This window comes from Aquitalea sp. FJL05 (assembly GCF_003852595.1).
Classification (GTDB): Bacteria; Pseudomonadota; Gammaproteobacteria; order Burkholderiales; family Chromobacteriaceae; genus Aquitalea; species Aquitalea aquatilis.
Window position 1 is genome coordinate 13,098 of the sequence record NZ_QAJS01000001.1, and the last position, 13,885, is coordinate 26,982.

The 13,885-nt window shown below is 57.7% G+C and carries 11 protein-coding genes; 6 read left to right on the forward strand and 5 right to left on the reverse strand.

The window, feature by feature from the left end:
• Genes DBR44_RS00085 through DBR44_RS00110 form a run of 6 tightly spaced genes read left to right on the forward strand, consistent with a single transcriptional unit; the run spans window position 1 to window position 7,137 of the window.
• Complete coding sequence (locus DBR44_RS00085; protein ID WP_199730933.1) at window positions 1–1,602, forward strand: glycosyltransferase; 1,602 nt, start codon at window positions 1–3, stop codon at window positions 1,600–1,602.
• Window positions 1,599–2,624 (forward strand): polymer-forming cytoskeletal protein, encoded by a 1,026-nt coding sequence (locus tag DBR44_RS00090; RefSeq protein ID WP_124640834.1) that lies wholly within the window; start codon window positions 1,599–1,601, stop codon window positions 2,622–2,624. The genes DBR44_RS00085 and DBR44_RS00090 overlap by 4 nt, the downstream gene beginning before the upstream one ends.
• The gene (locus tag DBR44_RS00095) at window positions 2,621–3,577 is read left to right on the forward strand and encodes a hypothetical protein (RefSeq protein WP_124640836.1); all 957 of its coding nucleotides are present in this window, start codon (window positions 2,621–2,623) and stop codon (window positions 3,575–3,577) included. The genes DBR44_RS00090 and DBR44_RS00095 overlap by 4 nt, the downstream gene beginning before the upstream one ends.
• Window positions 3,574–5,448: a hypothetical protein gene (locus DBR44_RS00100; RefSeq protein WP_158613521.1), complete on the forward strand. Its 1,875-nt coding sequence runs from the start codon at window positions 3,574–3,576 to the stop codon at window positions 5,446–5,448. Before DBR44_RS00095 ends, DBR44_RS00100 begins: the two co-directional genes overlap by 4 nt.
• Window positions 5,449–5,470: 22 nt before the next feature.
• Window positions 5,471–6,304 (forward strand): YaiO family outer membrane beta-barrel protein, encoded by an 834-nt coding sequence (locus tag DBR44_RS00105; protein ID WP_158613522.1) that lies wholly within the window; start codon window positions 5,471–5,473, stop codon window positions 6,302–6,304.
• A complete protein-coding gene (locus DBR44_RS00110; protein WP_124640842.1) occupies window positions 6,301–7,137 on the forward strand; it encodes a hypothetical protein in 837 nt (278 codons plus the stop codon). Before DBR44_RS00105 ends, DBR44_RS00110 begins: the two co-directional genes overlap by 4 nt.
• Window positions 7,138–7,284: 147 nt before the next feature.
• Here DBR44_RS00110 and DBR44_RS00115 read toward each other — a convergent pair whose 3' ends face one another.
• The 5 genes from DBR44_RS00115 to DBR44_RS00135 form a co-directional block, all read right to left on the reverse strand.
• Window positions 7,285–8,232, reverse strand: a complete 948-nt coding sequence (locus tag DBR44_RS00115; RefSeq protein ID WP_124640844.1) for a hypothetical protein — start codon at window positions 8,230–8,232, stop codon at window positions 7,285–7,287.
• Between the two features lie 212 nt (window positions 8,233–8,444).
• Window positions 8,445–9,527, reverse strand: a complete 1,083-nt coding sequence (locus DBR44_RS00120) for a ribonucleotide-diphosphate reductase subunit beta (RefSeq protein WP_124640846.1) — start codon at window positions 9,525–9,527, stop codon at window positions 8,445–8,447.
• 18 nt (window positions 9,528–9,545) lie between these two features.
• A complete protein-coding gene (locus DBR44_RS00125) occupies window positions 9,546–9,818 on the reverse strand; it encodes a hypothetical protein (protein WP_124640848.1) in 273 nt (90 codons plus the stop codon).
• Window positions 9,819–9,891: 73 nt separating this feature from the next.
• A complete protein-coding gene (locus DBR44_RS00130; RefSeq protein ID WP_124640850.1) occupies window positions 9,892–10,284 on the reverse strand; it encodes a hypothetical protein in 393 nt (130 codons plus the stop codon).
• A 282-nt stretch (window positions 10,285–10,566) separates the two neighbouring features.
• Complete coding sequence (locus DBR44_RS00135; RefSeq protein WP_124640852.1) at window positions 10,567–13,440, reverse strand: ribonucleoside-diphosphate reductase subunit alpha; 2,874 nt, start codon at window positions 13,438–13,440, stop codon at window positions 10,567–10,569.
• Between the last annotated feature and the right edge of the window lie 445 nt (window positions 13,441–13,885).

Sequence of the window (13,885 nt, forward strand, 5' to 3'; positions counted from 1 at the left end):
ATGAGCCGATGTATCCAGATTTGCATCTATCTGCTGTGCTGTTTCTCTTTGGCTGCGCCTAGCCTGACCATGGCAGGCGCACACGAAATGCAGGCACGGCAGCCGGTGGCGCATGCCGATACCGTCCACCAGGCTGCATTGGCGGCCTTGCCGCTGGATGCCCCGCCTACACAGGGTGCCAGCGCGCCCTCGGTGCATGTGAAGGGCGCGGAGGAGAGCAAGGACTTGCGCCGCACGCAGCAATTGATCAAGGAACAGATTGAAGAGGCGCGCTTGCGCACAGTTGGCAAGGAGGATGATCCGCTGCTGCTGCGCCAGGGGCCTGGGCCTGGCGTCTGGGTATTACGCGTACTGACGCTGATGCTTTACGGCATCGTGCTGTTGATCATGATTTATGCCGTGCGGCATATGGTGTTCACGCTGAACCGCCTGTTCGGTCATCAGCGCCATCCTTATCTCGATATCGAGACCGCCGAGTGGCCGGCGGTGACGGTTTTCATCGCCGCGCATAACGAGGAAGCGGTGATCGCGGATGCCATGGAGGCGCTGCTGGATAGCGATTACCCGGCGGGCCGCATGATCATCATGCCGGTCAACGACCGCTCTACTGATGGTACCCGCGACATCATCGACCGCATTGCCGCCAGTCGGCCGGATGTGATTCGCCCCTTCCACCGGACAGAAGGCAAGCCGGGTAAGGCGGCAGCCTTGAAAGATGCCACCGCCTTGATCGACACCGAGTTATTCATCGTATTCGATGCGGACTATGTGCCGGGACGCGGTCTGATCAAACAACTGCTTGCGCCATTTTTCGATCCGGAAGTCGGGGCGGTGATGGGCCGTGTGGTGCCCTTGAACCCCGGAGCCAACCTGCTGACCAGAATGCTGGACATGGAGCGGGCAGGTGGCTACCAGGTTGACCAGCAAGCCAGGATGAACATGAAACTGGTGCCGCAATACGGTGGCACCGTCGGGGGCATCCGCGTGGCAGCGCTGAACAGCGTGGGTGGCTGGCACGACGATGTACTCGCCGAGGATACCGATCTGACCTATCGCTTGCTGATCGGCGGCTGGCTAACGGCCTATACCAATCGTTCGGAATGCTATGAGGAAGTACCGGAAAGCTGGCCGGTACGCATACGGCAATTGATGCGCTGGACTCGTGGCCATAACCAGGCGCTGGCACGTCATGTGGGACGGCTGCTGACAACAAGGGGCATACCGCAACGCGAAAAGGTGGATGGGCTGCTGCTACTGGGCACCTATGCCATGTCGCCATTGCTCATGCTGGGTTGGGCTGTGACGCTGGTGTTGTTCTTCTTCGACAGCATGTTGCCATCGCCAGGCATCCTGCTGGTGATGGCCTTGGTGTGCTACAGCGCGATGGGCAACTTTGCTGCCTTTTTTGAAATAGGCGTGGCCTGCTATCTGGATGGCAGCGGTAGACGGCTGCGTATTCTGCCCTTTGCCATCTTTGGTTTTTTGGTCAGCCTGGTGACGATTGCCAGAGCAACGCTGGCGCAATCGCTGCTGGAGCCTTTCCAGAAAAACAAGGCCTTGCACTGGGATAAGACCAAGCGTTACCGGGGGCAGGCCGCATGAGCACACTATTTTATGTACTGGGCGTGCTATTGCTGCTTTTTGCGCCTTTGCTGCCCGGCCTGCTGGAGCTGTATCAAAAGACGGATATCGCCGCCCTGGGCATCGACCGCTTGCACACGGGTAATGCCAATGCTTTCGCCGCGAATTACCGCAGTCGCGTGAGCGCACTGGACTCCGACCTCGTCAACAAGGACTGGAACGCTCGCTTCGCCGAATTGCAAAGCGAAATGCGGCCGACAGTTACCGAGGAAGTCCTTGCGCAGGGGAGCTTACGTATTCCGGCTGGCTTCAATTGCCTGCAGGAAGTGTATTGCAATGGTGATGTTTCAACGGGAATGGGCGTGGTTCTGCGCAGTGTCCTGGCCGATGGTGAACTGAGCCTTGGCGAGGACAGCTCCATCTTGCGCTGGGCTGGTGCACAGCGTATCAACGCGGCTGCGGGGTGCGCTTTGTTTGGCCGTGTGGTGGCCGAGCAAACGCTATGCATCGATGGCCCTGTCAGTTTTCAGCGCATCCAGGCTCCCACCATCTTGCTTGGCCGGGAAGGGCTGATGGCCGCATCACCTTCTTCCGCTCCCGCACCAGGGCAGGAGGTGGATATCTGCAGTCTGCCAAATATCCTTTTCTATAACTCAGCGATGCGACGTGTGGTGGTTGCCGGCGATTTCACGCTGCCAGAGCACAGCCTGTTGCGCGGTAATCTGGTGGTGCGCGGGCAGTTGCACATTGGCGATGGCTGCTACATCGACGGCAGCATCAAGGCCGCTGGCATGGTGTACCTGGGGTGCCAGGTGACAATAACCGGCTCCGTCATCTCGGATCAGTCTGTGCTCTGCCAGAGCGACTGCCGTATTGCTGGCCCCATCGTGGCCGACCGGCAGCTTTCCATTGCAGCCGGTTCTGTGCTGGGTAAACCCGATGCGCCAAGCAGCCTGTCATCCCGATTCGTCTTGCTAAAGCTGCCGCTGGTGGTACATGGCACGGTCTGGGCGCGCACGCGCGGAAAGGTTCTCAGCCTATGAAACGCTTGTGCTTGTTGCTGGTGATGTGGACCACGGCCTGCCTGGCCGATGGCGAACTCCACCTACCCGAATATCAGCTTGAGGATGGGGCCATCCTGCTGCAGAAGGGGGGGAAGCATGTCGACCCCTATTTTGCGATGAAGGCCCTGCTGACGGCGCGCGAACTGGGGTTGTCCACGGATGCCGTCACCGATGCGTGGGTCGCCTGGCTCCTGCCCCGACAGGAAGGCAATGGCAGCTTTCCACGCTTTGAGCGGCTGGCCAACGGTGGCTGGCGGCGCTCGGCGGCCGCCGATGCCGACGACTCCACTCTGGCGCTATGGATTTCCTTGTTATCCCGACGCTATGCCCCGCAGGCCATGCCGGCTTCCTTGCGCTCTTCGCTGGAGCGCGCGCGCAAAGCGCTCTGGCGTTTGCGCCGGGTAGAGGGTGGGGTTTACGAATACACGACAGGCTCCCGCCTGGCTTACCTGATGGATAACGCCGAAGTTTACACAGCCTTGCGTGACGACTGTACTCACTCCGGATACGGCTGTCAGCGGATGCGGCAACTGGAAAAAGCCCTGACACGCACATTCTGGGATGGCGGCAAGCAACGCTGGCGTGTGGCATCGCGCCATGAGCCGCCACTGGCATTTTATCCGGATGCGGCTGCACAGCAGTTTCCGCATATGGCGGGGCTGCCAGCGCCAGCAGGTCAGGCTTCTTTTGATGATTGGTTAGCGCGGGAAGGGCTCCCCTGGTTATTGCAAGACAAGAACAAGCTGGATTTTCCGTGGGGCGTGCTGGTGTTGGCCGCGCTGAAAGAGCGGCGTAGCGATGTGGCGCAGATCTGGCTGCAACATGCCACACCAGCACGCCATACCACCCGTTGGAACATATTGGAAGAAGCGGTTTTTCAGGGACTGACACAAGGTTTGGACCTGCCAGAACAAAAAGGAAGCGAGTCATGAGCAGATTTCGATCTTGGCCACATTGGGTATGGTGGTTGTTGCTATTGGGTCTGGTGCTGGTTGCGATAGCAGTGTGGCACCTGAAACAGCAAAAAGAAGAGCGACCACCGAGCGCGTTCATCGCGCTGCTGCTACCAGATCAACAGGCCAGTCACAAATACGTATTGGCCTGGCAGGACGCAGCCAGCGAAGCCGGCGTATCGATGATTCAGATCACCGCCAGCCAACTGGTAGCCATGGATGCGGCCCAGCGTGCCCGCCTGCGCGGGATTGTGCTGCCTGACAGCATTCATCGCAGCATCAGTGCCGCCCTGGCAGGGGTGCTGGAGGAGTACGTACAGGATGGCGGGGCTTTATGGATCAACTACGACGCCGCCACCGAAAATGCCGGAGGCCGTTTTCTGGACAAGCCTGCGCTGGCAAGGCTGGTGGGTGTGGACTACCTGCTTTACCAGGAAATGGGCAAGGCGATGGTACGTAGCGACCTGATGCTGATGCCTGCCGCTGCGGTGCAGGCACTGGGTATTGCGCCAGGGCGTTTTCAACCCTACCCGGGCAGCACGGAGCCACTGCTGCAGGCGGCTACTTATGGCTATGACGAGGCGGTTTTCAGTTACCTGGTTACGCGTGGCAACTTCCCGGGGCAGGTGCTCGCCAAGAGCAAGGATGGGTCTCTGATTGCGGGGCTGCGTCACTACGGACGCGGCCAGGTGTTGTTCGTCAACTTGCCGGTCACCTTTTTGCGTGTGCGTACGGATGGCTTGTGGCTGCAGTCCTATCTCAATTTCTTCAACCGACACGTGCTGCACCTGCCGCAGCTGGCCTCGGTGCCAGATGGCATCGGTGGGCTGGTGATGAACTGGCACGTGGATGCAGAAAATGCGATTCCTTATCTGGGCATGCTGGAAGATTTGGGCTTTTTGAAGCAGGGGCCTTACTCGGTCCACTTTACTTCCGGCCCCGACAACAATAGCCCGGGTGATCATCTGGGGATGGATGTCGCCCACAACACCACCGCACAAGGCTGGATCAGGCGGCTGCATCAGCTGGGCTATGAGGTCGGCGCGCATGGCGGCTGGGCTCACAACTATTTCGCTTTCAACATCAACGAGCATAACGGAAGGCAGTGGACGTCTTACCTCAACAATAACAAGCAGGACCTTGAGCAAGTCATCAACCAGCCATTGACCGAATATTCGGCCCCCAACGGCCACCATCCGGAGTGGGTAACCACCTGGCTGCGCCATAACGGTGTGCTGGCGTATTACTTTGTGGGCAACTCGTCGATGGGGCCCACGCGCGCTTATATCGATCCGGCCGACATGCATGGCCGTCCATGGGCCTTCCCGGTGTCTGCCAATGGTGATGTCGCCTCGTTCGAAGAGGCCGTGCGCAACAAGTTTTCCGATGCGCAGATGACCGCCTGGCTTGCATCCATGACTCGCTTCGCGACACAGCAGCATGAGGTCCGGCTGGTCTACTTCCACCCGCCGGGGGTCTACTTTTATCAAAAAGCGGCGACGCAATGGCTGGAACAGACCCGCCAGCTGAGCGAACAAGGCGTGTTTCGCTGGTACACCATGACACAGCTGGCGCGCTTTCTGTCGCAACGCGAACAAACCGTCTGGCAGGTAGCACCAGCTGCAGACGAGAAGGCCTCCTGGATCAGTATCGACGCCCGCAATCCGACATCGCTGGAGCGACAAAGCTGGCTCCTGCCCAAGACTGCGGCGCAGCCGGTGTTGCTGGCGGGCAGGGCCAATGTCGAGGCACTGCCGGACGCCTGGCGCGTGACCGCCAAAGCAGGGAAGAACCTGCGGTTTGAATATTTGCAGCCGGGTAGCGCGGCGGAAGGGGAAGCGAATGATTGAGCGAAAACAAGCAGCATGTTTGATGTTTTGCCTGCTACTGCAAGCTGGAAGTGCATGGGCGGCAGACGAAGAAGCATCCGCCCCGGCAGAAGAAACCGAGGCGATAGAAGCGCCGGCGGAACCCACCGCCGACTCGGCATACACCCAGGCACGCAGCATCGAGCTGGGTACTACCCGCTCGCATTTGAGCGCGGGCAATCCCAGCTGGAGTGGTGTGTATGTTGCAGGGGTGTGGCAAAGCAATGCAGGTAATGTTTTTGACTGGATTGCCGAACAGGACAGCCGCTTTGGCGAGCATGGTGTCGCGCTGAATGGCGGCTGGAACCACGATTTCAATCCCGACTGGTTCGGCCGGCTGGAGCTGGGGCGCAGTAGCAGCGGCACTTTCTGGCCAGGCACACACTATGGTGCGGCACTCAATCGCAAATGGCTGGCAGAGCGCAATCTGGTGACCACCTTTGGCCTTGCCTACAACGACAACCGCCAGGGCTATAGCGACCGCATCCTGACACTGGGCCTGGTCTATTACTTTGCGGCACCCTGGGTGATCGAGGGTGGCGTGCATCGTACGATCAGCAATCCCGGCGGTGTGGCGTCGATGCAAGGTTATGGTGCGGTTACCTACGGGCGCAACGCTTGGCGTCTGGTGACATTGGCCATCAATGCCGGCGGCGAAGGCTATATGCCAATCGGTAACAATCAACCCCGGCAGCTGTTTGATAGCCAGCTATATCAGCTAAGCTGGCGCGAGTGGGTGGGCAAGCATTGGGGGCTGCATGCCGGCGTGGAGCTTTACCATAGCCCTTACTACCAACGCAGCGGGCTGACCACGGCCGTATTCTGGGATCTGCCATGAATACGCAGCAACGTCTGGACTTGCTGAAATCCATGCGCCACACAGGGCATGGCGGTGGCCTTATCAGGATGCACCGCGCCATGCGTATCGAGCATTTCAGCCGCACACGCTGGACCTGGATCATCGGCTTGCCATTGCTATGCAATCTGGTAACGCTCAAGCTGCTACCCAACATCACCGGGCTATGGTTTGCACTGACGCGCTGGAGTATTGCGCTGACCGGGGGGATAGCTGATGTGTCCGCCTTGCGGGTGCAGCAAGGGTGGATGCGGCCTTTGGCACTACCCTGGCTGGAGCTGTCTTCTTCTACCCCATCGTTCTGGCAGTGCTGGGGCAATGCGCTGGCCGCCTTGCTCTTGCTGCTGCTGTCTTTCGTCATTAGCCAGGAGCGCATGCCCGCACGTTATTTACTGCGGTTGCTCGCCATTATCCAGGGTTGTTCTTGCCTGTATTTCTGCGTGATGCCGGCGGCGTTCAGCCATTCGCTATCCGACTATCACCACTCCTGCCTGGAATTTGTGCTGGCCCTGTTATTGCTGGTGCCATGGATACACGCGCTCACCTTTTACATTCTCGACAAGCCCACCTGGCACAAGCTGCTGCTGACCCTGTTTTCAATGGGATATCTCTGTGTGGAAGCACCGCTGCATTATTTTGCCGCAGCGCTGGCGCTGCACTTTGGCTCGCTATTGTTCATGCCATTAATCTTCATTTTGGGTAGCTTGATGGTGGAGGTGATGATGTTGATCGCGCTATATGGCTGGGTGATGAGTTGGGCGTGTCGGCCAACTGACAGTGCTGGTTTGGCCGGCGTGGGCATGGGCGAGCCATAAGCGACCATCTTCCCCGCAGCCTTGTGATTCAGGTCCCGAATCCGCTGCGCGGATGCTGCCAGCAGGGCGAGACCCGCGATTTGGTTTTTATTTTTTAGATATTCTAAATTTTACTAAGTGCTTTGCGAATTAATCATTCAATGAATTTTAATTGTCAGAGGGGTGAAATATTTTTATTCTTTTAAGAATTTTATTGCCTTCTGCGTCGCTCTGAAATAATTCAGTGTCAATGTCTTTTTGGTTTGTTGTGATGAGTGGAAGTTTTGTTTCAGTTGCTTTTACTAGCTTGTTGTATAAATTAATGGCTTCTAGTATTTGATCTTGAAGTTCGTGTCTGGGGTCTTGAGCTAAAATGGCACTGCTTAAACCAAGAGGATGTCCATTTATGTCGGTGATCCAACGAATGCATATCGGATATTCAAACATTGTTTCTATGATTCGCTGATGCCCATCAGGGGATGTCCCGATGTGGCGGATCCAACTGAACCAACTTGATGGATAGTTCATCGACAATGTTAGTAATACTAGGCAATCTCCAAAGGCAGCTATAATTGCATCTAAATGAAGATACTCTGTACCCACCGTAAAAGCTTCGGCATCAAGGTGTGCTCCAATTTTGTTGCGAACCCAGCGGATAGGACCCTGTAGATGTTTTTTTCTTAGACGCTTTGCTATTTCGTTGTATGTTTTTTGATCTGTGATTGGCCACCGATTACGGGTGTCGCGAGAAGTTACGTCATTCATCCTCGTTAGCAGAAGCGCTGTACCATCCATGAGTTTGCATACTGGTACAGTGACTGCCCTCATGGCTCTCCGTCGTACCTTAGTGTCAATTAATTGTTCTGCGTAAAACGTGATGTCACGGCAAGCTTCGACAGCAAGCACCAGCATGCGAGTGCGCTCGTCATAGGGTGTCCAGTGAGAAGTGGTGTTGTCGACATCAAGTAGGTCCACAATGCCAGGTGATAGCATTTCCCCATCCGGTCCCATTGTAATCGGTAGGCCATTAAAGCTTGATGCGATCTTTTTTAACAAGTCCGTGTCAATGATTAATTTTGGTGCAATCGCTTCTTTTCTTTCATGTGTTGCATCCATCTGCTGGTCTCCTTTGTGAATCGGGCTTTGTGGTGAGATTGTTAATGGCTGTAATCATTATTACATTTGGTTTTCCTGCTATAAAATTACTTGTAGTATTTTGCTTGTAAAAAAGCCCTGCACTTGCAGGGCTTTTTTACGGGAAGATTTTTTGCATTATAGCTGAAATTCAAGATTGCAAATTTCAACCTTTCCGATTTATGACATCGAGATTAATCCCAGCTCAACGCCCCGCCAGTCTGATACTCCGTTACCCGCGTCTCAAAGAAGTTCTTCTCCTTCTTCAAGTCAATCATCTCGCTCATCCACGGGAAGGGGTTGTTCACGCCCGGGAACAGCTGATCCAGACCAATCTGCTGCATGCGACGGTTGGCGATAAAGCGCAGGTATTCCTTGAACATGCTGGCGTTCAGGCCCAGCACGCCACGCGGCATGGTGTCTTCGGCGTAGGCGTATTCCAGTTCCACGGCCTGTTTGAACAGCTCGACGATTTCGGCCTTGAAGCTGTCGGTCCACAGTTGCGGGTTTTCCAGCTTGATGGTGTTGATCAGGTCGATACCGAAATTGCAGTGGCTGGATTCGTCACGCAGGATGTACTGGTACTGCTCGGCAGCGCCGGTCATCTTGTTCTGACGGCCCAGTGCCAGGATTTGCACGAAGCCGACGTAGAAGAACAGGCCTTCCATGATGCAGGCAAACACGATCAGCGAACGCAGCAGTTTCTGGTCGTTTTCCAGGGTGCCGGTCTTGAAGGCCGGGTCGCACAGTACATTGATAAACGGAATCAGGAATTCATCCTTGTCACGGATGGACTTGATTTCGTTGTAGGCGTTGAATACTTCGCCTTCGTCCAGGCCCAGGCTTTCCACGATGTACTGGTAGGCGTGGGTGTGGATGGCTTCGTCAAACGCCTGGCGCAGCAGGTATTGGCGGCATTCCGGGCTGGTGATCTGGCGATAGGTGCCCAGCACGATGTTGTTGGCGGCCAGGCTGTCGGCGGTAACGAAGAAGCCTAGGTTGCGCTTGACGATGCGCATTTCGTCTTCGGACAGTTGGCCGGTTTTCCACTGTTCGATGTCGCGCTGCATGTTCACTTCTTGCGGCATCCAGTGGTTGGCGCACTGGGCGAGGTATTTTTCCCAGGCCCATTTGTGCTTGAACGGTACCAGCTGGTTGACGTCGGTGGTGCCGTTGATGACTTTCTTGTCGACGGCGTTTACGCGGCCGCCGGTCTGGCTATCGTTGCTGGAGGGAACGGCCGGTTTTTGTACCGGGGTATCGTCAAAGCTCAACATGTTTTGCATTCTCCGTGTTTATTTGCCGGCTACGCCCTGTGGGGCGGCCGACTGGATCTGGTATTGCGCGCCGGGCAGGGCATGCGTGCTGGTGGCGCTGTCGGGCTGACAGGGCGCTTGTTCCAGCTGCATGGCGCTCTGGCGCATGATGCGGATGGCGGTACGGGGCGTGGCCGGCGTGTCGCGCAGCGGCTGCGGCAGGTCGACCAGTACCAGGCCCAGCTTGCGAAAGCGGTCTTGTTCCGGATGCTGCGCTGCGCGGCTGGCGCTGCAGAATAGGGTGGTGCTCATGCCGTACTCCCCGTGTGTTGGTTCGGTCTTCCGAAACCGGCTGCGGCCAGCCGGCTTGAGAAGCCTGTCCGGCTTAATGGGCCGGATGACTGTGTTCTTCAAACTGCGCCAGGCCGTAGATGCGCCATTCGCCGTGTTCGCGTTTCAGGTGGTAGCCGGTGGCAAACATCCACGGCTCGGCATTGTGGCGGCGGGCGGTCCAGCGCACCTTGACGGTGGCCAGGTCGCTGCCGAAAGGCAGCACTTCGGCCAGATAGCAGCTGGCACTGGTGACGCCCTGGGCGCGGTAGTACTCGAGAATGCCTAGCGTGGTCTGGTACAGCGTTTCTTCGTCGTTAATGCCAAAGGTGGCAATCTGGCCGTGGTGTACGGCGGTGAAGGGCCGGGTGAACATGGCCGAAACCGCGCGCGCATCCAGTGCCGAGTAGGCCTGGCTGTAACGGTTAAAAAATTCCTGAAGTGTCATGGGCATCTCTGATTGTTAAGGCCTTGTCGGCTTTGTTCAGATAAGGGCTGGCCATGCTGGCTGCGCCTTTGTTTGCTTTTACACTTCCCCATTCGGAAACCGCCTGCGGGCAAGCGGTTTGGAAATGGGCTGGCCGGGTGAGTGGCCAGTTTGCTTCGCGTCAATCCGTCTTGTTTGCCTGCTTACTGGCAGGCTTCACGCGCCCTGCGGGCTGGACACCGTCGCTTTGCTCCGGTGCCGTCCGGATTGTTGCTGCGCATCAGCCCATCCTGCTTGCTTGCCTTATTGGCAAGCTTCGCAGTCTGGATTGTCAATGCTGCAGAATTTGGCGTCGGTGGCCGGGGTGTTGTCCACCTCGACTGCCGGAGCGGCTTGTTCGGCTGCAGCGTTGTAGGCCGGGTTCAGGCCGCTGGCCACGGAATTCAGCTCGCCGCCCTTGCCGGTGGATTTCTCGGCGCTGGAGGCTGCCAGGGTGCGCAGGTAGTAGGTGGTTTTCACGCCACGAATCCAGGCCAGCTTGTACAGGTCGTCCAGCTTCTTGCCGGATGCACCAGCCATGTACAGGTTGAGCGACTGGGCCTGGTCGATCCACTTCTGGCGACGCGATGCCGCTTCCACCAGCCATTTCGGGTCCACTTCAAAAGCGGTGGCGTAGATGGCTTTCAGGTCGGCCGGGATGCGGTCGATGCGGCCCAGGCTGCCGTCGAAGTACTTGAGGTCGGCTACCATCACTTCATCCCACAGGCCGGCTTTCTTCAGGTCGCGCACCAGGTATTCGTTGGTGACGGTGAATTCGCCGGACAGGTTGGATTTCACAAACAGGTTCTGGTAGGTCGGCTCGATGGAGGCAGACACGCCAATGATGTTGGCGATGGTTGCGGTCGGGGCGATGGCCAGGGTGTTGGAGTTGCGCATGCCGTGCTGCTTGATGCGTTCGCGCAGGGCGTTCCAGTCCAGGCGCTCGGTGCGGTCCATTTCCAGATAGCCGCCGCGTTCGGCTGCCAGCAGGTTGATGCTGTCTTGCGGCAGCAGGCCACGGTCCCACAGGCTGCCCTTGTACGACGGATAGCGGCCGCGTTCTTCGGCCAGCTCGGTGCCAGCCCAGTAGGCGTAGTAGGCGACCATTTCCATGGATTCGTCGGCAAATTCCACGGCTTCCTGCGAAGCGTACGGTACGCGCTTCATGTGCAGGCAGTCCTGGAAGCCCATGATGCCCATGCCAACCGGACGGTGTTTCAGGTTGGAATTGCGCGCCTTCTTCACCGGGTAGAAGTTGATGTCGATGACGTTGTCCAGCATGCGCAGGGCGATGCGGATGGTGCGTTGCAGTTTTTCTGCGTCCAGCTTGCCATCAGCGCCCATGTGGGCTGCCAGGTTGACCGAACCCAGATTGCATACGGCGATTTCGTCGTCATTGGTGTTCAGGGTGATTTCGGTGCACAGGTTGGAGCTGTGAACCACGCCCATGTGCTGCTGCGGGCTGCGGATATTGCACGGGTCTTTGAAAGTGACCCACGGGTGGCCGGTTTCAAACAGCATGGTCAGCATCTTGCGCCACAGGCTGAGGGCCGGGATGCGCTTGTAAACCTTCATTTCGCCGCGTTCGCCCATGGCTTCGTAGTGCTGGTAGCGCTTTTCGAAGGCCGAGCCATACAGTTCGTGCAGATCAGGCACTTCCGACGGCGAGAACAGGCTCCATTCCGCGCCTTCCATCACACGCTTCATGAACAGGTCCGGAATCCAGTTGGCGGTGTTCATGTCGTGGGTGCGGCGGCGGTCGTCACCGGTGTTCTTGCGCAGTTCGAGGAATTCTTCCACGTCGGCGTGCCAGGTTTCCAGGTAGGCACACACGGCGCCCTTGCGCTTGCCACCCTGGTTGACGGCCACGGCGGTGTCGTTGACCACTTTCAGGAAGGGCACGATACCTTGCGATTTGCCGTTGGTGCCCTTGATGTGGGAGCCCATGGCGCGCACCGGGGTCCAGTCGTTACCCAGGCCGCCTGCAAACTTGGACAGCAGGGCGTTTTCCTTCAGGCCTTCGTAAATGCCGTCCAGGTCATCGGCAATGGTGGTCAGGTAGCAGCTGGACAGCTGGCTGCGACGGGTGCCGGAGTTGAACAGGGTGGGGGTGGACGACATGAAGTCGAAGCTGGACAGTACATTGTAGAACTCGATGGCGCGGGCTTCGCGGTTCACTTCGTTCAGGGCCAGGCCCATGGCGACGCGCATGTAGAAAGCCTGCGGCATTTCGATGCGGGTGCCGTCGATGTGCAGGAAATAGCGGTCGAACAGGGTTTGCAGGCCCAGGTAGCCGAATTTCAGGTCGCGCTTGGCGTCCAGGGCGGCACCCAGTTTTTTCAGGTCGTACTCGGCCAGGCGTTCGTCCAGCAGTTCGGCCTGAATGCCTTTCTTGATGAATTGCGGGAAGTATTCCGCATAGCGCTCGGCCATTTCTTCCTGGCTGACCGATTCATCCAGGATTTCCAGGCGGATGCTGTCCATCAGCAGGCGGGCGGTGACGTAGTCGTAGGCCGGGTCCTGCTCGATCATGGAACGGGCAGCCAGAATGGCGGACTTGTTGACTTCGTCCAGCGGCACGCCGTCGTAAATGTTTTTCAGGGTTTCCGACAGGATGGCGTCGATGCCGATGCCGGCCAGGCCCTGGGCGGCAGATTCAATACCGGCGCGCAGGCGGGCAATGTCCAGCGGCAGCTTGCGGCCATCCTTGCGGATGACGTTGATCTGGATCTGGGTCAGGGCTTCGCCACGGGCAGCACGCTCTTGTGAGCGCTGTTCGCGGTACAGCACGTAGGCGCGGGCCACATCGTGCTCGCCAAAGCGCATCAGCGACAGTTCAACCTGGTCCTGGATGTCTTCGATATGAATGGCGCCGCCTTCCGGCTTGCGGCGCATCAGGGCGTTGACCACCTGCTCGGTCAGTTGGGCTACCTTTTCGCGGATGCTGGCGGACGTAGCGCCCTGATGCCCCATCACGGCCAGGAATGCCTTGGTCATGGCGATGGAGATCTTGACCGGCTCGAATGCCACTACGGCACCATTGCGGCGAATGGTCTTGTAGTGGCTGAAGTCGGCCTGGGGGGCTGCGGCACGGCCGAGCTCGGCGGCGGTTTGCCCTTCAAAGGTGGTCAGTTGCATATTGCCCTCTTTGGGTGGTTTGCGTCTGTTGCGCTGCGGCCTGGGTGGCAGGCCGGGCAGGGCTGTGGACAAGTCTGTTGAAAAGCTGTGCGTGCCTTGTGAATAAACACAATATATATGTTTGCACTGCTTGATTGGCCCAAATTCTAGTGTTCTCGGCGCGATGGAGCAAGTCTTGACAGCGCTCGGAAAATGCGAAATCCGCGCCAGATAAGGCTTGCAGGGTGATAGGAATTTTTTGGGGCAGGCTTGCCTGCTTTTGGTGCCGGCAGGAAATCCAATAAAGACAAGCTTCTGGGGGGTGATGCGTGTCTGCCACAACATCTGGTGTTTTGCCGCTGTTGCGTGTCTGCTACGCTATTGGCATGAAAATTCGATGACAGTTCATGGAGAGCGGCAAGTGACCGGGCGGGCGGCAAAGAAAAACGGCGGCCGCCGCACCATA

Coding starts and splice junctions, on each gene's coding strand:
- DBR44_RS00105 (WP_158613522.1), top strand. CDS start 5,471: ATGTTTTGCCTGCTACTGCAAGCTGGAAGTGCATGGGCGGCAGACGAA.
- DBR44_RS00125 (WP_124640848.1), bottom strand. CDS start 9,818: ATGAGCACCACCCTATTCTGCAGCGCCAGCCGCGCAGCGCAGCATCCG.
- DBR44_RS00130 (WP_124640850.1), bottom strand. CDS start 10,284: ATGACACTTCAGGAATTTTTTAACCGTTACAGCCAGGCCTACTCGGCA.
- DBR44_RS00110 (WP_124640842.1), top strand. CDS start 6,301: ATGAATACGCAGCAACGTCTGGACTTGCTGAAATCCATGCGCCACACA.
- DBR44_RS00085 (WP_199730933.1), top strand. CDS start 1: ATGAGCCGATGTATCCAGATTTGCATCTATCTGCTGTGCTGTTTCTCT.
- DBR44_RS00090 (WP_124640834.1), top strand. CDS start 1,599: ATGAGCACACTATTTTATGTACTGGGCGTGCTATTGCTGCTTTTTGCG.
- DBR44_RS00100 (WP_158613521.1), top strand. CDS start 3,574: ATGAGCAGATTTCGATCTTGGCCACATTGGGTATGGTGGTTGTTGCTA.
- DBR44_RS00115 (WP_124640844.1), bottom strand. CDS start 8,232: ATGGATGCAACACATGAAAGAAAAGAAGCGATTGCACCAAAATTAATC.
- DBR44_RS00135 (WP_124640852.1), bottom strand. CDS start 13,440: ATGCAACTGACCACCTTTGAAGGGCAAACCGCCGCCGAGCTCGGCCGT.
- DBR44_RS00095 (WP_124640836.1), top strand. CDS start 2,621: ATGAAACGCTTGTGCTTGTTGCTGGTGATGTGGACCACGGCCTGCCTG.
- DBR44_RS00120 (WP_124640846.1), bottom strand. CDS start 9,527: ATGTTGAGCTTTGACGATACCCCGGTACAAAAACCGGCCGTTCCCTCC.